20 protein-coding genes are annotated in these 21522 nt (G+C 60.0%); 5 read left to right on the top strand and 15 right to left on the bottom strand.

Annotated elements, in window-relative coordinates; translation table 11 throughout:
• Positions 1–5 precede the first annotated feature (5 nt).
• Both SynPROSU1_RS07065 and SynPROSU1_RS07070 read right to left on the bottom strand, forming a co-directional pair.
• Positions 6–851, bottom strand: coding sequence for a DUF4922 domain-containing protein (locus tag SynPROSU1_RS07065; protein ID WP_186569895.1), 846 nt, complete (start codon positions 849–851; stop codon positions 6–8).
• Positions 841–1560, bottom strand: coding sequence for a SpoIID/LytB domain-containing protein (locus tag SynPROSU1_RS07070; protein ID WP_255444554.1), 720 nt, complete (start codon positions 1558–1560; stop codon positions 841–843). Before SynPROSU1_RS07070 ends, SynPROSU1_RS07065 begins: the two co-directional genes overlap by 11 nt.
• A 276-nt stretch (positions 1561–1836) precedes the next feature.
• Here SynPROSU1_RS07070 and SynPROSU1_RS07075 point away from each other — a divergent pair, with 276 nt between their 5' ends.
• Complete coding sequence (locus SynPROSU1_RS07075; RefSeq protein WP_186569896.1) at positions 1837–2565, top strand: SDR family oxidoreductase; 729 nt, start codon at positions 1837–1839, stop codon at positions 2563–2565.
• On the opposite strand, the gene SynPROSU1_RS07080 is transcribed toward SynPROSU1_RS07075, so the two are convergent.
• On the bottom strand, positions 2547–2942 hold the full coding sequence (locus tag SynPROSU1_RS07080; RefSeq protein WP_186569897.1) for a DUF2237 family protein: 396 nt from the start codon (positions 2940–2942) through the stop codon (positions 2547–2549). The genes SynPROSU1_RS07075 and SynPROSU1_RS07080 overlap by 19 nt on opposite strands.
• 111 nt (positions 2943–3053) lie before the next feature.
• On the opposite strand from SynPROSU1_RS07080, the gene SynPROSU1_RS07085 reads away from it, so the two are divergent.
• Positions 3054–3284 carry a hypothetical protein gene (locus SynPROSU1_RS07085; RefSeq protein WP_186569898.1) on the top strand — a complete coding sequence of 77 codons (231 nt, stop codon included), beginning with the start codon at positions 3054–3056 and terminating at the stop codon, positions 3282–3284.
• 30 nt (positions 3285–3314) lie between these two features.
• Here SynPROSU1_RS07085 and SynPROSU1_RS07090 read toward each other — a convergent pair whose 3' ends face one another.
• The 3 genes from SynPROSU1_RS07090 to SynPROSU1_RS07100 are packed head-to-tail and all read right to left on the bottom strand — an operon-like array spanning position 3315 to position 8226.
• Positions 3315–3587, bottom strand: coding sequence for a DUF4090 family protein (locus SynPROSU1_RS07090; protein ID WP_186569899.1), 273 nt, complete (start codon positions 3585–3587; stop codon positions 3315–3317).
• 46 nt (positions 3588–3633) lie between these two features.
• On the bottom strand, positions 3634–7260 hold the full coding sequence (gene metH, locus SynPROSU1_RS07095) for a methionine synthase (RefSeq protein WP_186569900.1): 3627 nt from the start codon (positions 7258–7260) through the stop codon (positions 3634–3636).
• A 51-nt stretch (positions 7261–7311) separates the two neighbouring features.
• Positions 7312–8226, bottom strand: coding sequence for a branched-chain amino acid transaminase (locus SynPROSU1_RS07100; RefSeq protein WP_186569901.1), 915 nt, complete (start codon positions 8224–8226; stop codon positions 7312–7314).
• Between the two features lie 65 nt (positions 8227–8291).
• Between SynPROSU1_RS07100 and cobN the strand changes: the two genes are divergently transcribed.
• Positions 8292–12020, top strand: a complete 3729-nt coding sequence (cobN, locus tag SynPROSU1_RS07105) for a cobaltochelatase subunit CobN (protein ID WP_186569902.1) — start codon at positions 8292–8294, stop codon at positions 12018–12020.
• Here the strand turns inward: cobN and SynPROSU1_RS07110 are convergent.
• The 7 genes from SynPROSU1_RS07110 to SynPROSU1_RS07140 are packed head-to-tail and all read right to left on the bottom strand — an operon-like array spanning position 12010 to position 18100.
• Positions 12010–12564: a hypothetical protein gene (locus SynPROSU1_RS07110; RefSeq protein ID WP_186569903.1), complete on the bottom strand. Its 555-nt coding sequence runs from the start codon at positions 12562–12564 to the stop codon at positions 12010–12012. The genes cobN and SynPROSU1_RS07110 overlap by 11 nt on opposite strands.
• A gap of 27 nt (positions 12565–12591) precedes the next feature.
• A complete protein-coding gene (locus tag SynPROSU1_RS07115; RefSeq protein WP_186569904.1) occupies positions 12592–13239 on the bottom strand; it encodes a PHP domain-containing protein in 648 nt (215 codons plus the stop codon).
• Between the two features lies 1 nt (position 13240).
• On the bottom strand, positions 13241–13813 hold the full coding sequence (hemJ, locus tag SynPROSU1_RS07120; RefSeq protein ID WP_186569905.1) for a protoporphyrinogen oxidase HemJ: 573 nt from the start codon (positions 13811–13813) through the stop codon (positions 13241–13243).
• A 35-nt stretch (positions 13814–13848) separates the two neighbouring features.
• Positions 13849–15336, bottom strand: a complete 1488-nt coding sequence (locus tag SynPROSU1_RS07125; protein ID WP_186569906.1) for a cryptochrome/photolyase family protein — start codon at positions 15334–15336, stop codon at positions 13849–13851.
• A gap of 2 nt (positions 15337–15338) precedes the next feature.
• The gene (locus SynPROSU1_RS07130) at positions 15339–15626 is read right to left on the bottom strand and encodes a hypothetical protein (protein WP_186569907.1); all 288 of its coding nucleotides are present in this window, start codon (positions 15624–15626) and stop codon (positions 15339–15341) included.
• A complete protein-coding gene (uvrC, locus tag SynPROSU1_RS07135; protein ID WP_186569908.1) occupies positions 15623–17608 on the bottom strand; it encodes an excinuclease ABC subunit UvrC in 1986 nt (661 codons plus the stop codon). Before uvrC ends, SynPROSU1_RS07130 begins: the two co-directional genes overlap by 4 nt.
• Positions 17609–17617: 9 nt before the next feature.
• Entirely contained in the window at positions 17618–18100 is a 483-nt protein-coding gene (locus tag SynPROSU1_RS07140; protein ID WP_186569909.1) for a flavin reductase family protein, read from the bottom strand.
• Between the two features lie 69 nt (positions 18101–18169).
• Here SynPROSU1_RS07140 and coaD point away from each other — a divergent pair, with 69 nt between their 5' ends.
• Together coaD and SynPROSU1_RS07150 are read left to right on the top strand one after the other, a co-directional pair.
• Positions 18170–18661, top strand: coding sequence for a pantetheine-phosphate adenylyltransferase (coaD, locus tag SynPROSU1_RS07145; protein ID WP_186569910.1), 492 nt, complete (start codon positions 18170–18172; stop codon positions 18659–18661).
• A gap of 1 nt (position 18662) precedes the next feature.
• Positions 18663–19766 carry a hypothetical protein gene (locus SynPROSU1_RS07150; protein ID WP_186569911.1) on the top strand — a complete coding sequence of 368 codons (1104 nt, stop codon included), beginning with the start codon at positions 18663–18665 and terminating at the stop codon, positions 19764–19766.
• On the opposite strand, the gene dacB is transcribed toward SynPROSU1_RS07150, so the two are convergent.
• A complete protein-coding gene (gene dacB, locus SynPROSU1_RS07155; RefSeq protein WP_186569912.1) occupies positions 19711–21018 on the bottom strand; it encodes a D-alanyl-D-alanine carboxypeptidase/D-alanyl-D-alanine-endopeptidase in 1308 nt (435 codons plus the stop codon). The two genes, SynPROSU1_RS07150 and dacB, sit on opposite strands and share 56 nt — an antisense overlap.
• Positions 21015–21521, bottom strand: coding sequence for a DUF4330 domain-containing protein (locus tag SynPROSU1_RS07160; RefSeq protein WP_186569913.1), 507 nt, complete (start codon positions 21519–21521; stop codon positions 21015–21017). The genes dacB and SynPROSU1_RS07160 overlap by 4 nt, the downstream gene beginning before the upstream one ends.
• Between the last annotated feature and the right edge of the window lies 1 nt (position 21522).

The following is a 21522-nucleotide window of genomic DNA, read 5'->3' on the forward strand; positions in this document are numbered from 1 at the left end:
CACCCTTAACAGTTGGCTTCAACAACAGCGTGAAGCAATGCCTCTGGCCCTGACCGATGAATCCATTCCCGATCAGAGGCTTCGGTGCTCAGCAGGGAACCAGCGAAACCGAGTGCATTCACACTGAAACCACGAATGCCTTCCGTTCTGCGCCTAACCATCGCCATCCAACGGCGTGACAACAGAAGGTTGTAAGCCCCCCTTGGACGGTGATCGTTTGAGGGGTCTCCCAGCCCGAGGTCAGCAGCAAGGGTGAGATACATGCGATAGAGCATTTCACCCTTGAGAGCCGAGGTGAGCGGTACAACGCGACAACTCCGCAGCAATGGATCATCCACCAGGCTGGTTGTGCCTGCTGCATGGCTCTCGAACCAGCTCTGCCGTGCACAGATCGGTTCCCCTGCAGCTCGGGGTAGCAATTGAAGATGGCGGTGTGGCTGACTGGCTCCAGCATCAGGTCCGCTGTTGAAGAACCACAATCCGGTGGTTGTTGCATCGATGCGGCCAAGTGCATGCCAATCGTCAACGGACAACCAACCGGTTTGGGGTTGCCAGTCCTGAGTGATCAGCAACATGTGGGACGCCTGAACTGGATATTTGTTGAGGATCACCACATGTGAATCGTTGATCCGTTCCACCTCAAGGCGTTGATCCCAGGGGAGGAATGGATTCGGCTTGGGGCCTGCGGCACGCAAATGCTTAGGGGTAGCGCTAAGGAGGTGGCGCAACTCAAAGTTGGTGCCAGCCTCTCCAATCAAAGTGGTTAATGAGGTCTTGAGCGGAACCAGAGCTCCTGAGACTTTCGCCGCAGCAGCAACATCTCTTGCTTTTCGGAGCAGTTCACTGGTCATGCCGTTTCAACCGTGCCAGTGAGGCCCCTGCGTAATACCTGCCGAGAATTGCATTGAAGGGACGTCCCTGAAGGGCCAGGTGCTGGGCGCCGGTTTGACTCATGCTGGCGCCGAGATGACCGTGGGCTTCAGCACTGACTTGCGCTGTTGACGCATACAGGCTCTCCACAATGCCACCGTCGTAACTGAGCACGATCCCTCGGGTCTGCCAGGTTGCTGATCGACTCGCATGGGTGGTGCTTGTCTCACCGGAAAACACTTGCCAACGGGTTGTGTCGCCCAGGTGATAAGCCGTCGATGCCGGTCTTGCAAGGTGCGCCAGGGCATAGGAACGTGCAGCTACAGCCTGCGCCTTCAAGGCCTCCTGGTGCCACTCGCTGGGCATTTCGGCACCGACCACAGAGGCCACATAGGTTTCCAGATCCAGGGAAATCACGGCGATCCAATCACGTTGGTCTTTAAGAAGCGAAATATCCCCCAAATAGCGTTGTTGGTTGATCTGAACGGGTCCGCCGGAACAGTGAATTTCCCGTTGGCTTGATCCAGCGATCGTCTTCCCCAGCTGCTGGGCAGGAATCACGGAACCCTCCTGGTTGCGGCACAGGACGTTGCGGCCAGGCCAGAAGGCGGTCACCGGGCTCTGGCTAATCAAACCGACACGGATGTCCAGAGGAACGGCTTCATCAGCACCCGATGGAACCTTGGGCACGACAGGCGCAGAACCTTGCGATATTGCCGTCGCTGATGGTGCTGCTCGACCAGTGGAGGAATCATGTTCGAGAAGCTCAAGCAGACTGAGAGGCTTCTCGTGCGTCTGCTGAGGAAAAGGACGTGCAAGCCAGCCCATCAAGACAGCCATGAGCAGGGCTCCGAGGGCTGCAGGGGGCCAGAAACGACTGCGATGCTGCACCGGATTGCTCAACAGAGCTTGCAGCCGATGATGGCTGATTTCCGTTAGACGGTCTCTCCACCGCAGCAAGATCACATGGTCGAAGCCTGCTCGGGCGATTGGATTGGGCTGGCCGTGGTGGTCGGCCCCGGTGGCATTGGTTCAGCGGTCGCAGCGGAACTGGCGCGGTCCTGCCCAGACCTCACGGTTTTGACGGCTGGACGTCACGGTGCGCCGGACTGTTCCCTGCGTTTGGACATCGAGAACGACAGGGATCTGGATGGACTGGCAGCAAGCCTGCGTGATCAGGCGATGCCACTGCGTTTGGTGTTCAACTGCACCGGGCGTCTGCATGGACCTGCGCTTCAACCTGAAAAACGTCTTCAACAGGTCAACCGCTCCCAGTTGCAACAGCAATTCGGAATCAACGCCATTGCTCCAATTCTCCTAGCCAAAGCGATCGAACCACTGTTGGACCGCGATCAACCGTTCCATTTCGCCAGTCTGAGCGCCAGGGTGGGCAGCATTGGCGACAACCGTAGTGGTGGCTGGTATGGCTATAGGGCTGCCAAGGCGGCTCAGAATCAGCTTCTACGCTCCCTGAGCATTGAATGGGCCCGCCGCTGGCCCATGGCCACGGTGAGCCTGTTGCACCCGGGTACAACGGACACAGCCTTGTCTCGACCATTCCAGAGCTTTGTGGCACCGGAGAAACTCTTCTCTCCCGAACGGGCTGCGCGCCAATTGGTCAAGGTCTTGCTGGAACAGACCCCAGCCCAGTCTGGAGCCTTTCTCGCCTGGGATGGTCAGTCGATCGACTGGTGAGCGTGCTGCTTCAGCTGTTCGAGACTGACCACGTCCAGTGCCGTGTCTTCTGTGGCCTCCAACCGGACCAACGGAGCCACGCCGTCTTCGTAGGCCTGTTTCCATCGCGGTGCACAGACACACCAGTGATCCCCAGGTTTCAACCCTGGGAATTGAAACGCTGGCACTGGCGTCATCAAGTCATTGCCCTGGGCCTTGCTGTAACTGAGGAACTGTTCGGTCATCACGCAGCAGATGCTGTGCTGGCCGTGATCGGTCGGATCGGTTTGGCACAGACCATTGCGATACCAACCCGTCATCGGCTCGCAACTGCAACTCTGCAGCGGTTCCCCAAGAACGTTGCTGGCTGGAGGAAATTCGGGGCTATTGCTGGACATATGACCGCTAGAGAGAGGGGGAGTCTGACCAAGGACTGGCACATTTTGACTTCAGACGGTTGACGAACCCCTGGGTGAGCGGGTTAAAGGTCATTCAGTCATGTCCACTCGATGGATTGGGAGTTCACTGAAGACGCTGCGTTTGTGGCGCTCTGCGATGCGTTTCGCGAGAGCGGCGAAAGCTCAGCGATCGAGTTCCTGGCCAATGGAGAGGGAGCCTTTCATTTCCAGGATCTGGCCCAGAATGCAGCTGGAGAAGGCCTTGATTTGAGCGAATCCAGCGCCCTGGATTCGTTTCAACAAGAGGTGATCGAAACGATGGAGAAGCTCTGCCAGGACTGAGTCCGGCAGAGCTTCTCCATCAACGCGGCTTCATCCGTAGAAGAAAGCGATCTCCTTGTCCTTAAGCCCTTCCCATCCGGCATCCTCCAGTCTCTGATTGAGCGTCGCTTGGTCGAAGTGCTTGGCACCGGTTTTGACGACCCGGTTGCGCATCGACTTCAGAACTCCACTGCGAGCGCGCTGACTCTCCAGATCCATCACCTGGTTGTAAAGAGCGAGCATCCCTTCGGGAATTGGACTTCCGTCGAGATCAACACCCGCCTTGATGGCGGCGTCAACACCATCAGGTCCGGCAATGGCCATGGTGAACAGAACAGGGCGTCTCAGGTTATGGGACGTCCCTTTTGGCTCATGCGCTGAAATAGCGAGCTTGGGAATGGAGAGCCACCAGTGCTGTGGTGCTCTGCTCCGGTTCGAGTTGGTCGCTGGCGTCCATCGTGAGGCCGATTCGTTCGGCATCGAGCCACGCCAATTGCTGCCTGGAATCGGCCACATTGGGGCAGGCAGGGTATCCGAAGGAATAGCGGCTGCCGCGATAACGCTGAGCCAGAACATCTCGCAGCACCATGCCGTCAGGATCAGCAAAACCGAGTTCTGAACGCATCCGTGCGTGCACCCACTCCGCCATCGCCTCAGCCATCTGAACGGCAAGACCATGGAAATACAGGTAGTCGCTGTAGCGATCACCCTTGAACAAGTCCTGCGCCACGACAGACGCCTTCTGTCCCATGGTCACGGCCTGCATCGGCAGCACGTCGGTGGGGCGTCCTTCAGAGTCCAGGTCGTTGAAGAAATCGGCAATGCAGTAGCGGTTGCCGGAGCGTTGACGAGGCAGATCAAATTTGCCGAGTTCCCTGGTGCCATCGGCATCGAACACCCTGAGGCTGTTGCCATCGCGTCCAACGGGGAAGTAGCCATACACCGCCCGTGGAGTCAGCAGTGACTCGTCGATGCAGCGCTGCATCCATTCCTGCAACACAGGCTCCGCCTTCTCAGCCAGCATCGCCTCGTAGTCGTCACGGCTCTGCTCTTTCGTCTTGCGCAGCATCCACTGCCCGGCGAACAGGGCATTGCGGTCGAGGTAGTCAAAGACCTCGGCAATGTCGACATCCGCTTCGGTGATAACGGCGGAGCCCAGGAAAGGCGGCGTCGGTGCGGCTTCAGCGGGGACGGCCTCAGAACGATCTGAGGTCACTAGAGGCAGATCCGCTGCTAGAGCCTCCGTTGCGGAAGCGGAAGCCTCGACAGGCTCCTCAGCGGGTTTCGATTCCTCATCCAGGCCGACGCCCTGAGGTGCATCTGCCAGGAATCCCTTGGAGTTGGTCCAGTTGTCGTTCCGCTTGGCGGCCATCAACGCATCCATGAAGCGCAGATCAGCGAAGGCATCTCGTCCATAGATCACCTTGCCGTCGTAAACCTCGCGACAATCCTTCTGCACAAAGCGTGGGGTCAGCGCCGCGCCGCCAAGGATCACAGGAACGTCGATTCCCGCATCATTGAAGGCCTGGAGGTTGTCCTTCATGAAGGCCGTGGACTTCACCAGCAGTCCGCTCATGGCGATGCAATCGGCCTGCTGTTCGCGCTGAGCCTCAACGATGGCTTCGCAGCTCTGCTTGATCCCCAGGTTGATCACCTCATAGCCATTGTTGGTGAGGATGATGTCGACAAGATTCTTGCCGATGTCGTGCACATCGCCCTTCACTGTGGCGATCAGAAACTTGCCTTTGCTTGTGCTCTCGCCTTCGATCTGTTCCATGTGCGGCTCCAGATGAGCCACGGCGGATTTCATCGTCTCGGCACTTTGCAGCACAAAGGGAAGCTGCATCTGGCCACTGCCGAACAACTCACCCACCACCTTCATGCCATCAAGCAGAAAGGTGTTGATGATCTGCAAAGGGGGGTAGCTCTGCAGCGCCTCATCCAGTGAGGGCTCAAGGCCGATGCGTTCCCCATCAATGATGTGTTGCTTTAGCCGTTCCTCGATTGGGAGATCCGCCAGAGATGGGCCTGACGCCCGGGCTTCTTTGGTGCTGACGCCCTCGAACAGCGTGGTGAGCTCAGTGAGCGGGTCGTAAACGCAGATGCCGTCTTCAAAGCGGCGGTTGTCGTTGATCAGATCTCGACAGACGTTCTGGTGGTCTTCGCTGATCTTGATCAGCGGAAGAATCTTGGCGGGGCTGACAATGGCCGCATCCATGCCGGCTTCACAGCAGTCGTGCAGGAACACCGAGTTGAGGGTGATCCGTGCCGCTGGTGAAAGGCCGAAACTCACATTGCTGACACCCAGCACCACGTGAACGCCGGGGAGGTTCTCCCGGATCATCCGGATGGAATCCACGGTGGCACGCCCATTCAGGCGATCTTCCTCAATGCCGGTGGAGATGGGCAGCGCCAGAGGGTCGTAGAAAATCTCGTGGGCCGGAATGCCGAACTCAAGGGCGTCGCGATAGGCCCGCTGGGCGATGGCGAACTTCTTCTCCGCTGTTCTGGCCATCCCCTCTTCATCGATCGTGCCGACGACCACGGCGGCGCCATAGCGACGAGCGAGTTCGAGCACCTTGAAAAAGCGTTCGTCGCCGTCTTCGTAATTGGTGGAATTGAGGATGCATTTGCCCCCAGCCACCTTCAGACCCGCCTCCATCTTCTGCCACTCGGTGGAGTCGAGCATCAGGGGCAGGTTGACGTTCGTGACCAAACGACTCACCAGCGCGTGCATGTCTTGTTCGCCATCGCGACCGACGTAGTCAACGTTGACGTCGAGCACATGGGCGTTTTCCTTCACCTGGCCGCGGGCCACCGACACCAGACCGTCCCAGTCCTCCTCCGCCAGCAGTTCACGCACCTTGCGGCTGCCACTTGCATTGAGCCGTTCACCGATGATCAAGAAGGAGTTGTCTTGGTAATACGGCGTCACGCCGTAGATCGATGACGCGGCCGGTTCATAGTTGAGGCTGGGCCGAACATCTTCGGCCGTGACGCGATCCCAGCGAGAGGGCCGTTCCGCCGGCTTCAGCTCCTGAGCGAGTTCCGCCAGGCTGCCGATGTGGGCGGGAGTGGTGCCGCAACAGCCACCGATCACCTGCACCCCGAGATCTTCAACGAAGTGCATCAGCTGCATCTTCAACTCCACCGGGGTCAGGCGGTAATGGGCCACTCCGCCAATATTTTCCGGAAGACCGGCATTGGGAATGCAGCTGACCGTGAAGGGGGAATGCTCGGAGAGATAGCGGATGTGCTCCTTCATCTGCTCCGGCCCGGTGGCGCAGTTCAGGCCGAGGATGTCAATCGGGAAGGGCTCCAAAATCGACACCACCGCTGCGATGTCGGTACCGACGAGCATCGTTCCCGTGGTCTCCATCGTCACCGACACCATCAGCGCGCGTCGCTCACCGGTGGACTCAAATGCCTCTTCAATGCCCTGCAGAGCTGCCTTGATTTGCAGCACGTCCTGACACGTCTCCACGATGAACAGGTCGACGTTGCCGGCAATCAGGCCCTCGGCCTGCTCCCGGAACGAGGCCCGCATCGTGTCGAAGTCGATGTGGCCCAGGGTGGGCAGCTTGGTGGTGGGTCCCATGGACCCCGCCACAAAACGAGGTTTGTCTGGAGTGCTGAATTCGTCGGCCATCTCCCGGGCCAGCTCCGCAGCCCGTTTGTTCAGTTCAAAGGCTTTGTCTTCAAGGCCATACTCCGCCAGCACGATGGATGCAGCCCCGAAGGTGTCGGTCTCGATGACATCGCAACCCACCTCAAGAAACTTGCGATGCACCGCCTTAACCGCGTCAGGCTTGGTGACGGCGAGGTTTTCGTTGCAACCCTCCAGGTCTGGACCACCGAAATCGTCCGCCGTGAGACCAAGATCCTGAAGACTGGTGCCGGTAGCACCGTCAAACACCAGAACAGGCCTGTCGGGACCGTGCAGATGGTCCAGGAAGCGAGAGGTGGTGAGTTGCCGGATTGCCTGCGCCACCACCATTCCGTTCACTCCTTGGAATAAGCCGATCCTAGGAAAAGCTCAGGACGAACTTCAGGCGATCGGAATTCGAGTCACCCAGTGTTCGTAGGCAGGCTCTCGGCCTTCAGTGATGGCCACCAGCTTGGTCTTCAGGGCATTCATCACGGGACGCTCGGCGTTGAGAACCGTGGATTCGATCTGGCGGATCGGCGTCACCTTGGCGGCTGTGCCGGACAGAAACACCTCATCAGCGATGAACAACTCGGTCTTGTCCACCGGACGTTCGACCACAGGGATGTCCATCGCTTTCGCCAGTTCAATCACGCTGGCGCGGGTGATCCCCTCGAGGATGTCCTGATCGACCCCAGGCGTGATCAGCTGACCATCGCGGACCAGGAAAAGGTTCATGCCGCTGGCTTCGCTGATTTTGCCGCGACTGTTGAGCAGCAGAGCCTCGTCGAATCCGCTCTGCACGGCTTCCGTTTTGGCCAGGGAACTGGTGATGTATGCGCCGGAGATTTTGCCGCGCAGGGGCAGCGAGCGGTCCTCCTGGCGGGTCCAGCTGCTGATCCTGCAGCTCACACCCTCCGGAGACAAGTAATCCCCCAGGGGAAGTCCGTAGATCAGGAAGTCGGTCTCGATGTTGTGCAGACGCGGGGCGATGCCCAGATCACTGGTGTAGACGAAGGGCCGTAGATAGATCGGCTGGTCTGGCTTGTTCGCCTTCAGCATCGCGGTGAGTGCCGAGAGAATCGTCTCCTCACTCAGATCTGTCAGCAGCAACCTGGCGCTTTGGCTCAGACGACGTGCGTGCCGATCAGCGCGGAACAACAGCATCGTGTCGCTGTTCTGCGGATCGGGAATGGCCCGCATTCCGCCGAAAGCACCGGTGCCGTAGTGAAGGGCGTGGGTGGCAATGGAGATCCTGGCCTCCTCAAAGGGAACGCACTGGCCCTGGAACCAGGCATAGGGCAGGAACTGATGCATCACCGTGATGGATCCGATCGCTGAATCTTCTCACCACCGGTCACCGCAACACGGAGAATGGTTTCATGCACCGTCTTGCCAGCTGTCCGGGTCTGGACCCACCCGAAGACGTGGTGCTCGTCGAGCAGCCAAGCGCAGATGTGCTGTTTCTGACCAGCGCAGGCACAGACATCAGCTGCCTCGATGCCTGCCTGCCGCTCGCCCCAGCCTGGAACGAGCGGATCCGCGCCTTGCCCCTGAGCTGTCTCGAACACCCAGCTCAGCTGGACCACTACCTCAACTCCACAGCCCAGGCGGCACAGTTGATCGTGGTGCGCCTGCTCGGCAGCCGTGGGCACTGGAGCTACGGGTTCGAGCAGCTGCAACGCTGGTGCAACGATGCGCCGCACCGCCAACTCGTTGTGCTGGCCGGAACCGCCGACCAGACCAACGCACTGCACGGACTTGGCACCTGCAGCCCTGAACTGGCTGATCAGCTGTCGGCGCTGCTGCGGGAAGGCGGCATCGAGAACATGGGCCAGCTGCTGCGCTGCCTCGAGGCCCTGCTTGACGGCAGCCCGCCGCCGCCCGAGAGCGTCGCGGTGATGCCATGCCCAGACCCCATGCCCTGGGACTGGCGGGATGAATCTGGCGCCACGGTGGGGTTGGTGCTCTACCGCGCCCAATATCAGGCGGGTGATCTGGCCCTGGCGGATGCCTTGATGGACGCTCTGCGCAAGCAGGGACTACGGCCCTGTCTGCTCTGGGTCAGCAGCTTGCGGGATCCTGCGGTGCAGGCCGGAGTGCATGACCTGCTGCTGCAGCAAGGGGCTGAGCTCGTCATCGCGGGCACATCATTTGCCTCGGTCCAGACGGAGCAGGCCGGCTTGGGCAGTCCACTCTGGGATCGACTGGATCGACCAGTGTTGCAACTGCTCAGCAGTAGCCGCAGCCGAGCCCAGTGGTTGGAGAGCAGCCAGGGCCTCAATCCGATGGATCTTTCGTTGCAGGTGGTGATGCCTGAACTGGATGCCCGGATCACCACACGCCCCTGCGCTTTTCGTGACCATCGGCAAACCACCGGACCTCTGGCCACCGCCATTCCTTGCCTGGAGCCAGATTCACGCGGAATTGGTTGGTTGGCAGAGCACAGCCGCCGCTGGATCGAGCTGCGCCAGACCCCATGCGCAGACCGTCGCATCGCCATGGTTCTCGCCAACTACCCCGTCCGCGATGGCCGTGTTGCCAACGGCGTCGGTCTCGACACACCCGACAGCACAGCGCGGATGCTCACCTGGCTGGCGGAAGCGGGCTATGGGCTTGGAACGGAGCCCTTGCCGGGCAGGGGCGATGCCTTGATGCAACAGTTGCTGGCCGGACGAACCAATGCACCGGAAGGCCAGCACCAGCCCCCGCTGGATCATCTTCCCCTTTCCGTCTATTTGGACTGGTGGAACACCGTTCCTGAGCCGGCACGACGCTTCATCGCGTCCCGCTGGGGGGCTCCGGAGACCGCATGTGATTTGGACAAAACCCAAGGGTTCGCGATTCATGGCCTGCGCTTTGGTCATGTGGTGGTGCTGATCCAGCCGGATCGCGGTTACGACGCCGATCAAATCGCCGATCTCCACTCACCGGATCTGCCGCCACCGCACCGTTATCTGGCCCAATACCTCTGGCTGCGCCGCGTGCATCGAACCCAGGTCATGCTGCATGTGGGCAAACACGGGAGTGCCGAATGGTTGCCCGGCAAATCGGTTGGGTTGAGCGAGAGCTGCGGCCCCGACCTGGCCCTTGCCCCGATTCCCCATCTTTACCCGTTCATCGTGAACGACCCCGGGGAAGGATCTCAGGCCAAGCGGCGTGGCCACGCTGTGATCCTGGATCACCTCACACCGCCCCTGGGGCGGGCGGGACTGCATGGCCCACTGCAACGGTTGGAGGGGCTTCTCGATGAACTGGTGGAGGTGCGTCAGTTGGGGGGTGAACGAGCCCGGGTGCTTGAACAGTCAGTTCATGCCAGCTTGCTATCCCTCAACTGGCCTGGAATTCCAACCGAAGAGGACCTTCGACTTCAACCGGAGCTCCTGGAGACCTGCCTGGATCAGGCCGAGACCTATCTGTGCGAACTGAAGGAATCGCAAATCCGCACTGGGCTGCATCGGTTCGGCGTCGCCCCTTCTGACGTCGCCGCCGATGAACTGTTGATCGCACTCGCCCGTCCCCCGCGTCAAGGGCAACCTGGATTGCTGCAGGCCATGGCCCTGGAGGCGGGTCTGGAATTCGACCCCTGGCAGCAGGACGAAGGCGATCGGCTGTCGGAAACAGACCAGAAACGCCTGGTGATGCTGAGCGGCTCAAATTGCCGCCGGGTCGGGGATGGTTGTGACTGGATAGAGCAGCAGGCCCTTCTGTTGATTCGGCAGGTCATCCACGGTGAGCAGAGCGACGGTCTGGCCGACTGCTTCCGCGACTGGGACCCACAGGATCCCTGCCTGCTGAACCTGCGCAACGACCTCTGGCCTCGATTAGATGGCTGTGCTGCCAGCGAAAAAGCGGCGTTCTTGCGAGGTATTCAGGGCCAGCGGATTGCCGCTGGACCGTCAGGTGCGCCCAGCCGTGGTCGCCCCGATGTACTTCCCACGGGCCGGAATTTTTATTCGGTCGATTTGCGGGGATTACCCACGGAGGCAGCCTGGGATCTCGGGCGGCGGTCAGCGGAACAGCTGTTGGATCTTCACCTGCTGGAGCAAGGGGAACCGCTTCGCCATCTCGCTTTATCGGTCTGGGGTACGGCCACCATGCGGAACGGCGGAGAAGACATTGCGCAGCTGCTGGCCCTGATTGGTGTTCGTCCGGTCTGGGATGGCCCCACCCGTCGGTTGGTGGATCTGGAGGTCATTCCGGCACGATTGCTTGGTCGCCCGCGGGTTGATGTGGTGTTGCGCATCTCCGGACTGTTTCGCGATGCCTTCCCTCAGCTGGTGGGCTGGGTCCATCAGGCCCAGTCGATGGTCGCTGCGCTGGATGAACCGAAGACGGTCAATCCTCTGGCAGAACTGACCCGTCAAGGGGGACCCCAGGGACGCATCTATGGATCAGCCCCAGGAGCCTATGGAGCCGGCCTCCAAGCCCTGATTGACAGTGGAGCGTGGGAGTCGCGCGCTGACCTGGGGCAGGCTTTTCTCAGCTGGAGCCAGTGGTCCTATGACGGATCCGACACTCCCAGTCTCAATCGCTCCGGTCTCGAAGAGGCACTGGGCAGGGTGCAGGTGGTTCTCCACAACCAGGACAACCGCGAGCATGATCTGCTCGACTCAGATGACTATTACCAGTTCCAAGGAGGACTGAGTGCGGCCGTGGAAGAGGTGTCTGGGGCGCGCCCACAGCTGTGGTTCGGTGACCATTCGCGCCATGAACGGCCTCGGGTGCACCGACTTGAGAAGGAGCTCGACAAGGTGATGCGCAGCAGAATGCTGAATCCACGCTGGATCGAGGGAATGATGCAGCACGGCTACAAGGGAGCCTTCGAAATGGGGGCCAGTCTTGATTACCTCTTTGCCTATGACGCTTCCACCGACCGAGTTCCCGACTGGTGTTACGGAGAGCTCTGTGACCAGTGGCTGAGCCGGTCCAGGATCCTGGAGTTTTTAAGCACCAGCAATCCCTGGGTGCTTAGGGACATGGCGGAAAGGTTGCTTGAAGCCGCAAATCGGGGCCTCTGGTCTTCAGCAAAAGAAGAGCAGCTCCTGCACCTGCAAGAGCTGGTGAACAGCAGCGAAGCCCAGATTGAGCGGGGAAGCCCTATTTGTTGAGGTCGCGGACCATCTGACGGAACGGATCGATCGATCCAGGTTTGGAGGATGGTGCAGCTGATCCCACCTTCACCGCCGGTTCCTGCGTCGCCTTCAGCTCTTCCTTCCGACCGACTGGGGCTGCATCGGCCGGAGCAGGAGCGTTCACCCCGGTTATCGCGGTGCCCTTGAGGCGCTTGCTCATCTCCTCCGTGCTCACCTGTTCAGCGAAGGTTTTCTTCACCGGTTTGGGGACGCCCGCGTTGAGGGTGACGGATTCGTCCCTCTTGACCACACCACCGAGGCCTTCGCTGCGCTTCTCAAGAGTCCCCGTTTCAGCGGCCACCTCCATGACCTGCTCCTTCGTGCCAGGGCTGTCGACCGTGCCGGGGAAGGTGCGCCGAATCGTTTTCGACTCCCGCATGTAGTTCACATCCCCCAGTGAGGATGAGGAATCTGCATCGAGGAAGAACTCCGCAGGCTTCTCCTTCGCTGGCTTGCGAGCCTCAATCGTGGAGTCGGACTCTGCGGAATCCTTTTTCAGCAGGCGATCCAAGAAGCCCATGTCGACCGGAACTGAGATGGACCGAACTTAGCGGCCACGAAGGTCAATTCCATGGGTATCAGTGCCACACGTACGCAAAAGGCCAAGGTTGCCGAGCTGACGATCGATGGACTCGCAGATCAACGGGCTGGCAGACCAGGTCGTTTGCATGTCGTAGTCGTACCAGGCCTCACCCCCATCGAAACCCAGCCGAGCCGCCTCGTTGATCAGAACGTCATGGTCAAGGCGATACCGGGCGGGATGAGCAAGGATCGCCAATCCGCCGGCGGCATGAATGGCCTTGACCACCGCCTCGGCACGCAACGGTTCTCCAACGACGGCATCACCGCGGTTGTAAGGCTGAAGCGCAGGGTGGTTCAACTCGAAGCCGAGAGCCAGCACATGCACCAGGCACCCCTTCAGCAGCGCACTGATTTCCATCCCGGTCCAGACCATGGGACACACAGCACCGGCGCCGCGTTGCTGACCTAACCAGGCACGGATCTCCCTGTGGGCCTGGGAGCTGTGGTGATCCGTCACTGCCAGGTGCTGGAGCCCCAGCTCGGTGGCCTGTTGGATGAGCTCGAGAGGTTCGAGACTTCCGTCACTGCAGATGGTGTGGCAGTGAAAGTTGTGCGTGGTGGGGCAGCTCGACGGTCCCACCTGCTCGAGGACGGCCTTGAGGGGGTGGGTCATATCAGGCTTTAGCAGAAGCTTCAGACCGCAGACGCCGCCAGCGGGCATAGAACTGGATCGACGCCGCCATGAACACCACCAGGGCAACGATGAACCAGGTCGCCGCGCTGGTGGGGAATTGGGTTTTAAACACCACCAGCATCACCACGATCACCAGCAGCAGGGTGGGCAGCTCATTCAGAGCCCGCAGCTGTTTTCCCGACCAGCCACAGGTGCCCGCATGAAGTTGGCCCATCAGCCGGTAACAGAACACGTGATAGGCCAGCAGGGCCGCCACAAAGGCAAGTTTCGCGTGCATCCAACCCTGCTGAAGCCAGGATGGCTGAGCCAACAGCAGGCCGATGGCCATCGACACAGCCACAACCATTCCGGGCGTGGTGATGATGTTGGCGAGACGTTTTTCCATCAAGGTGTATTGATCGCGGAACGGCTCCTGCAGTTCCGGCGCCAATTCCGCGGTTTCAACGTGATAGATGAAGAGACGCACCAGATAGAAGAGGCCCGCAAACCACACCACAACCCCAACGATGTGCAGGGTCTTGAACCAGAGGTAGGCCTCGGGCGAAAACGTCATCAACACATCTGATCTGAAGCGACCTTACGCAGGGTTCAGGTGAGCCCGTCAAGAAAATCGCTGGCCCGTCGCTGATGAGCCACGAGGACATCAGCACCCATGCGATCCAGGTTGCGGGCCATCATTGCCAGCCGGTACTGGCGGCGGAAGAAGTCCTGATGGCGGTGGATGAAGGTCCAAAACAATCCGTCCCAGGTGTCACACCACTCCCCCTTGCGGTAATCCGACATCTTGCGCACATAATTCGAGCCCGACAAATAGGGCTTGGTCGTGAAAAGCCCTCCATCGGCGAACTGACTCATGCCGTACACATTGGGCACCATCACCCAGTCGTAGGCATCCACAAACAGCTCCATGAACCAGGTGTAGATCCGGGTTGGATGGAATCCGCAGAGGAGCATCACATTGCCCAGGAGCATCAAGCGCTCGATGTGGTGGCAGTAGCCGGTTTCGAGGGCATGACGGATGGCGTCATCAATGGGTGGCAGACCAGTGGATGCTGTGTAGAAAGCCGAAGGGATCGGCCGGTCATCGAAGCCCCAGAAATTGCCGTTGCGCATCTCCACCCCATGGCGCCGGTACATCGCGGCCATGAATTCTCTCCAGCCCACGATCTGACGCAGAAACCCCTCGAGTGAATTCAAGGGAACATCGCCGCTCGCCGCTCGCTCCAGCGTGCGATCCAGCACCTGTTGTGGCGTCAGCAGCCCGATGTTCAGCATCGGTGTGAGCACGCTGTGCCACATCACCCGGTGCTGAGTGCTGATCGCATCTTCATAGGCCCCGAACTCTCGCAGCCGTTGGTCGAGAAACGCATCCAGCCAGCGGGCAGCATCGGCATGGGTCACGGGGTAATGAAAAGAATCCCAGCTGCCGATGCCAGCCACACCCTCACCGATGAGCTGCTGCCGAGCTTGATCAACGGCTGGCTTCGAGGGCTCCACTGGTGGATCAGGAACAACGATGCCCTTTGGCAACTTCTTGCGGTTATCGGCATCAAAACTCCATCGACCACCCACGGGGCCACCGTCAGGCTCGATCAACAAATCCAGCCGCTTGCGCTGCATCTCGTAAAAGCGACCCATCAAGGGCTTCTTGCCAGCAGCGAAGTGGTCATCAATCACCGCAGCTGGGGTGAGCAACATTGGGGTGGGGACGATCTCCAGGCCGCATTGATGCCGCGATGCGAAGGCTGAGATCCGTTTGGAGAGGATGTCGTCCACCGGATCCGCCAGATGAAAAGAGCGGTATCCCTGGGCGACGAAATCAGCCAGGATTTCAAGCGTGTCCGCAGCCTGCCCCTGCAGAACGCGCAGAACGGTCAAGCCCTTGGCCTGGAGCATCTCGGCGTAGGCCGTCATCGATGCTCGATGCAGGAGAAGACGCTGCCGATGCACCTGCATCGGCCAGGTGGAATCGGAACCGAAAAAGAGTGGATCCTCGATCAGGGCAACGGACCGTCCTGGACGAATCGCAGGATGGTGCTCAAACAGCTGATGGGGAAAAACGAGGCTGAGGTCCACCGTCAGCTGTCCTCACCCGCAAGACGGCAGGCACGACGACCCAGAGCGGTGGCATAGGCCCGGTCCACGGGACCGGCCATGGGGCTCAGCTGGCCGGCCCGGCAATTCATCACCACCTTTTCGCGATGGCCCTGCTGGTCGTTGAGACGAAGCACCAACTGCCAATGATTCTTGGCACTTCGGGTGATGCCGTCGGCACACACAGGCCCTGTGCAGAGGCCAGGAGACGCCCAAACCGGGGTAGCGAATAGAAGCACTCCTGCCAGGGCCATGCAGAGATGACGGATCATGCGGAGAGTTCCTGAGGCTGTTCTTCTAAAGCAGCCCCGTCAACACCGTCGTCCCCGTCCTCTGAAGGGTGGAAGAAGTCATGGATATCGCGGGCCAGCGAGGGGCCCACGCCAGGCGCTTTAGACAGGGTCTCGATCGATGCCAACTGGATGGCATCAATCGAATGGAAATGGGCCAGAAGATCCTTCACCCGCTTCGGCCCAACCCCGGGGATGTCAGACAGGCGAGAGCGCTTCATTCGTTCTCCACGCTGCTGGCGGTGAAAAGTCACAGCAAAACGGTGGGCTTCATCCCGCAACCGGCGCAACAACACAACACCCAGCTGATCCGGTTCAGTCTCGAGCGGCTGGCTTTCCCCGGGGAGAAACACCTCTTCCCGCTGCTTGGCGAGGGAACAGACGTTCAAATCCTCATGCAGATCCAGCTCGCGAAGAGCCTCCATCACCGCGGAAAGCTGGCCTTTGCCGCCATCGATCATCACCACATCAGGCCAGTCGTTAAGACCGTCGGTCTGCAGCGCGCTGCCCCCTTTGTGTCGCAGTGCACCCACATCCACCCCCTCAGCTTTCGCCCGAGCCCAACGTCGAAAACGGCGACGCATGATTTCCGCCATCGCCATGAAATCGTCGCTGTGGCCAGCTCGAATACTGCTGCTGCGGATTTTGTATTTGCGGTAGTGCTGCTTGGCGGGCAGTCCATCAATGAACACCACCTGAGATGCGACGGCATCGCTGCCCTGGATGTGGCTGATGTCATACCCCTCGATCCGGCGCGGCGGGGTCGGTAACTCCAGCAGCTGCGCCAGATCCTCCGTCGCCAACGACTGCTTCTCCTGACCCTGCTTTGCACGGAGCAACTCAAACTCAGCATTGCGCTGAACCAGTTCGATCAGGTCAGCCTTTTGCTGGCGCTGCGGGCAGTGGATCTGCACACGACGCTCCCGTTGTTCCGACAACCAGTCCTCCATCAGCGTCTGCTGGGGCAAAGCGTGTTGAACCAACAGCTCGGGGGGAATCTCAACGGAATCAACCTGGCTGTAGTGCTCTTCAATCACGCGCTGCAGGATCAGGCCCGGCTCCAAACCGGACGCATCGGCGGTGTAGCCGAGACGTCCCACCAGCTTCCCGGCCCGCATCTGAAACAACTGGACGGCCGCCAGCCGCTCATCAAACGCAAGGGCCAGAACATCACGGCTCACGGAGGAGTCGGGCAGGCTCATCTTCTGGTCTGCGGTGAGCTGATCCAGACCCTGAAGTTGATCGCGAACCCGGGCTGCGGATTCGTAATCCATCCGCTCGGCATAACGCCCCATCTGCTCCTGAAGCAGCTGCTGCAACTCATCGCTGCGGCCCTGAAACACCATCGCCACCTTGCGGATGGTGCGGTGGTAGTCCTCAGAGCTGATTTTTTCCTGACAAACCCCCGGACAGCGGCCGATGTTGTAGTTGAGGCAGGTGCGATCGGGATACATCGGTCGTGGCCGCTGCCGCAGCGGGAACACGCGTTTCACCAGAAACAGCGTGCGGCGGAGAAGCCCAACATCCACATAGGGGCCGTAGAAGCGGTCCAGGGGACTGCGGAAACGACGGCGGCGGGTGATGAAAATCCGTGGGTAGGCCTCACTCCAAGTGATGCAGAGATAGGGATATTTCTTGTCGTCTTTGAGCAGCACATTGAAGTGCGGCTGATGGTTCTTGATCAGGTTGGATTCGAGGACGAGGGCTTCTGCCTCGCTGTCGGTCACGATGAACTCGATCTCGCAGACCTGGCGCGTCATCAATCGGATCCGCGGCGACAGATCGTGGCGGCTGCGGAAATAGCTGCGCACCCGACTGCGCAACGACTTCGACTTGCCGACGTAGAGGATCCGGTCGTCACCGTCCCGCATCAAGTAACAACCCGGTTCAGCGGGAATGTCTTTCAGACGGCGTTCAAGACGATCGGGCTGCGTCAGCAGCGGTGCACCGGAGGCAGCATCCACCAGGCCAGCTCAGCCGCCGTAGTTCCAGCCGGTGCTGGCCAGATTCAGTGCATCACCATCAGCAATCAGCCGGGCTGTTTTCACTTCCCCGACAAAAACCGTGTGGTCACCATGCTTGATCGATCCAACAAGTTCACACTCGACTCCACCGATGGCGTCAGTGAGGAGAGGTAGCCCGAGCTCTCCCTCTTCAAATGGTGCCGCTTCAAAGCGACCACCTAGGGCCTTCTGGGGCTTGAAGAACACAGCAGCCAGATCTTTCTGGTCGGCCCGCAGCACATTCAGGGAAAACTTGCCAGTGGCTTCGATGATGGCGTGACTGCTGCTGTCAGCACGAACGCCCATGACCACCAGCGGTGGTTCGAAGGATCCCTGTGTCACCCAACTGGCGGTAAAACCATTGACCTCATCACCGTCCCGCACGCCGCAAATGAAGAGTCCATGGGGGATCTTGCGGAGCAATACCTTCTTTGCGTCAGCGTCGAGGCTCATGGCATGGGTGCGTTAGACGAAATCTAAACAGCAATCCGCTGCATAGGATCCGCCCATCGCTGATTACCGATGCGGGCGCTCTACCCCGGCAGCTTCGATCCCCTCACCAACGGTCATATGGACCTAATCGAGCGGGCATACAGCCTTTTCGGGGAGGTGGTCGTTGCCGTGCTCAGCAATCCGAGCAAGCGGCCGGCCTTCAGTGTTGATGAACGGATCGAACAGATCCGCACAGCGACGGGCCACTTGTCCGGTGTTGAGGTGATCAGTTTCGATGGCCTAACGGTGAACTGTGCTGTCACCCACCGCGCCGACCTGATCCTGCGAGGCCTTCGAGCGATGAGTGACTTCGAATACGAACTTCAGATCGCCCACACCAACCGGTCGCTGGCGGAGGATCTGGAGACCGTGTTCATGGCCACCACGGCACGCCACAGTTTTCTCAGCAGTTCCGTGGTGAAGGAAGTGGCCCGCTTTGGCGGATCGATTGACCACATGGTTCCGCCAGAGGTGGCGAAGGACCTCAACAGGCTCTTTAATTCGGCTTTCCCTGCCAGCTGAGATGAACGACGTCCGGTTCACCGTTCTCGATCAACTCGATCAGTTGGAGGAAGTCGTTCTGGAAGGCAGTCGACTTCCTTTCACCGGCGGACGTCTGGTGAACGAAACCGATGCCGTTGAGCTCCTGGATTCCGTCCGGGAGGGACTGCCGAAGGAACTCGAACGGGCCGCAAAGCTGATTGATCGGCGGGATGAGTTCATCAACACCGCGCGCAAGAACGCGGAAGAGATTGTTGAGCAGGCCCAGCGCCAACGTGAACAGCTGGTCAACAACGCAGCCATCCGTCAGGAAGCGGAGCGGCAGGTGAATGAAATGCGAGATCAGACGCGCCAGCAGTGTGAGCAACTGCTCCAGACAACGCGCCAGCAGGGCGCAAAGTTGGAACAGGAGATGCAGAGCAAGCTGGCACAAATGGAGCAGCAGTTCGCCGCTCGGCGCCAGCAGCTGGAACAGGAAGCCTTGGAGCGTCGCCAGCAGCTGGATCAGGAGGCGATTGATCTGAAGCGCCAGCATGCGGAGCAACACGAAGCGAGCCGCCAACAGGCCCAGCAGCAAATCCAACAAATGGAGAAAAATGCTGTTGAACTGAAGAGGCAACATGCGGAGCAGCACGAAGCCAACCGCAAACAGGCCCAGCTTCAGCTTCAGTCGATGGAGCAGGAAATTGCCGAGCTGAAGCGTCAGCATCTTGAACAACACGAAAACGCCCGTCAGCAGGCATTGCAGAATCTTGAAACCGTCCGCCAGGAAGCCCTCCGCCTGCAACAGGAAGGCCGCAATGAGGCCGAGCGGATTCACAACGATGCGCTTCAGTTCCGTCAGCAGACCCAGCAGCAGTGCGAGTCGTTGATCCAGCGCAGTCGTCAAGAGGCTGCTGGTGTTCAGGACGGCGCCAACCGTTACGCCGAACAGACGCTGGGTGAACTGGAAGTGCGTTTGAAGGAAATGGCCCAGGTGGTGATGGCCGGCCGACAGGAGCTTTCCAAGATTCAGACGATCCGCTCAACCCCTATGGCCAACGGAACAGATGAATCAAAGACCGTGCCGATCAATCGCGCCCATCGCGCGGCATCACGTCTGCGTTCCATGCGGGGCAACGGCTGACCCGCTGGTTCGCCAGCAGGATCTGACCCATCACGCTGTTGGGTGCGTAGGCCCCGTTCGAAATCATGCTCACGTAACGGGGTCCATCAGCGGTTTCAAGGATTCCAGAAATTGACCGAACCCCGGTCAGGGTTCCTGTTTTTCCCCAAAAACGACCTTGGAGTGAGGTTCCGCGATAGAAATTGCGCAATGTTCCCCTCTGACCGGCGATTGCCATGGACGCCTGGTAGTAAGCAGCAAGGGGATGTTGTGCCATCCGCCATAGCAGGACGGAGAGCGAACGACTGGTGAGACGGTTGCCCCGGGAGAGTCCGCTGCCATCACGCACCCGCAGTCCCGACATGGGGAGCCCCTGGGTCTGCATCCAACGGGTGGTGGCCAGGGCCGCCCGATTCACGTCCCAGGCATCGGCTGCCTCCCGCATCAGCACCTCAGCGGTGAAGTTGTGACTCTCCGTGTTGGCAAGGCTGAGCAGGGCATGCATTGGCGCGGAATCCTCGCTGTGCAGCACAACACTCGCCTCGTCACTCCGCGCTGTTGCCGCTTCTCGGGCCTGCTGGTCCACCATCTGGAGGTGGATCTGCCCCCCCTGCTGAAGGATGGTGGAATTCAGAATCCGCTCCAACCGTGCCGCCGGATCCATCACCGCCATGTGCAGGGCATTGCTGGTGAGAGCAAGGCGGGTGATCGGTGCGCCATAGGCGTAGGAGCGATCTGCCGGCTCCCAGTCAGCTGGCCACCAGCGCTGACGTGGTTCCTCCCGAACCATCAGCTGAACAGGTGCTGCTGAAACACTGGCCGGAGTGCGGGAGCCACCCTGGCCGAGAGCCACCATGGCGAACTTCTGGATCTCCGCAATGCTGAGATCGGGATCTCCTTCCCCCACGATCTCAAGCGTCCCATCGGCGTGGCGCAACAACTGTGTTTTCAGCCGAAAGTCGGGACCAAGGCGGTCCAGGGCAAAGGCCGTGCTGACCAGTTTCTGATTCGATGCCGGAACCCGTGGAACACCCCCGTTCAGATCAGCTAGCAGCTGACCGCGTTGATCCAGAACACTGACGCTCCACACCCTCTGTTCCGGACCCACAGCAGTTTCAAGGGCCGATTGCAGCGCAGGGCAAAGTGCACCACCGGTGAGCAGAGCCTGCCCCTGACGCTGAACCACCGGCGGTGGTGCCAGCAACGGAGGAGCTGCCCTGAGGGGCAACTGGGGCGCAAGAACGAGAAGGGAAAACAGAGCGGAACGAATCACAGCGGCGTCACTCCACTGACGACACCGTTCAAACGGTAAAGACGGCCTTCCAGCTCAACAGGCACGCCCACCTTGAGCTTGGTCCCGCCGATCACAACGCCCGAAGGTTTGATCTCTGCACTGGCCTCGATTACAAAACGGGCGTGTCGGGGCAGGGCGGTGCTGGGGGCATCCGCGACAACAATCGATCCATCGGGCTGCACAGCCACAAGAGGATTGGTGACATCATCGACAGCCACCAGGGTGACCCTGCCGGCCGGTTGGTTACGGATCACGATGTTGAGAGCCGCTTCCTCCCGCGCCGCATTCAACAGCTCTTCGGGATCAGCGCTGACCAGGTGACGCACATCAACGCTGACCTGCACAGGCTTCACAGCACCCGTGGCCTTCGCGACTGCGTTGGAAAGTTTGGGCGACCAAATCACCCCACCTAAGGCAGCCAGGGCGACGACAGCTGCCACTGCATCGATGGGAGATGGGGATCGCAGCCTGTTGAGCACCATC

This window comes from Synechococcus sp. PROS-U-1, from assembly GCF_014279755.1.
GTDB lineage: Bacteria > Cyanobacteriota > Cyanobacteriia > PCC-6307 > Cyanobiaceae > Parasynechococcus.

What these genes read in the sequence shown, in the direction of transcription:
- SynPROSU1_RS07100 (WP_186569901.1), bottom strand. Translation starts at nt 8,226, where the DNA reads ATGCATCAGTTCCTGCCCTATGCCTGGTTCCAGGGCCAGTGCGTTCCC.
- SynPROSU1_RS07090 (WP_186569899.1), bottom strand. Translation starts at nt 3,587, where the DNA reads ATGGCCATTGCCGGACCTGATGGTGTTGACGCCGCCATCAAGGCGGGT.
- SynPROSU1_RS07110 (WP_186569903.1), bottom strand. Translation starts at nt 12,564, where the DNA reads ATGGGCTTCTTGGATCGCCTGCTGAAAAAGGATTCCGCAGAGTCCGAC.
- hemJ (WP_186569905.1), bottom strand. Translation starts at nt 13,813, where the DNA reads ATGACGTTTTCGCCCGAGGCCTACCTCTGGTTCAAGACCCTGCACATC.
- SynPROSU1_RS07150 (WP_186569911.1), top strand. Translation starts at nt 18,663, where the DNA reads ATGAACGACGTCCGGTTCACCGTTCTCGATCAACTCGATCAGTTGGAG.
- SynPROSU1_RS07080 (WP_186569897.1), bottom strand. Translation starts at nt 2,942, where the DNA reads ATGTCCAGCAATAGCCCCGAATTTCCTCCAGCCAGCAACGTTCTTGGG.
- SynPROSU1_RS07065 (WP_186569895.1), bottom strand. Translation starts at nt 851, where the DNA reads ATGACCAGTGAACTGCTCCGAAAAGCAAGAGATGTTGCTGCTGCGGCG.
- SynPROSU1_RS07085 (WP_186569898.1), top strand. Translation starts at nt 3,054, where the DNA reads ATGGATTGGGAGTTCACTGAAGACGCTGCGTTTGTGGCGCTCTGCGAT.
- SynPROSU1_RS07130 (WP_186569907.1), bottom strand. Translation starts at nt 15,626, where the DNA reads ATGATCCGTCATCTCTGCATGGCCCTGGCAGGAGTGCTTCTATTCGCT.
- coaD (WP_186569910.1), top strand. Translation starts at nt 18,170, where the DNA reads ATGCGGGCGCTCTACCCCGGCAGCTTCGATCCCCTCACCAACGGTCAT.
- SynPROSU1_RS07115 (WP_186569904.1), bottom strand. Translation starts at nt 13,239, where the DNA reads ATGACCCACCCCCTCAAGGCCGTCCTCGAGCAGGTGGGACCGTCGAGC.
- cobN (WP_186569902.1), top strand. Translation starts at nt 8,292, where the DNA reads ATGCACCGTCTTGCCAGCTGTCCGGGTCTGGACCCACCCGAAGACGTG.
- metH (WP_186569900.1), bottom strand. Translation starts at nt 7,260, where the DNA reads ATGGTGGTGGCGCAGGCAATCCGGCAACTCACCACCTCTCGCTTCCTG.
- SynPROSU1_RS07075 (WP_186569896.1), top strand. Translation starts at nt 1,837, where the DNA reads ATGGTCGAAGCCTGCTCGGGCGATTGGATTGGGCTGGCCGTGGTGGTC.
- SynPROSU1_RS07160 (WP_186569913.1), bottom strand. Translation starts at nt 21,521, where the DNA reads ATGGTGCTCAACAGGCTGCGATCCCCATCTCCCATCGATGCAGTGGCA.
- SynPROSU1_RS07140 (WP_186569909.1), bottom strand. Translation starts at nt 18,100, where the DNA reads ATGAGCCTCGACGCTGACGCAAAGAAGGTATTGCTCCGCAAGATCCCC.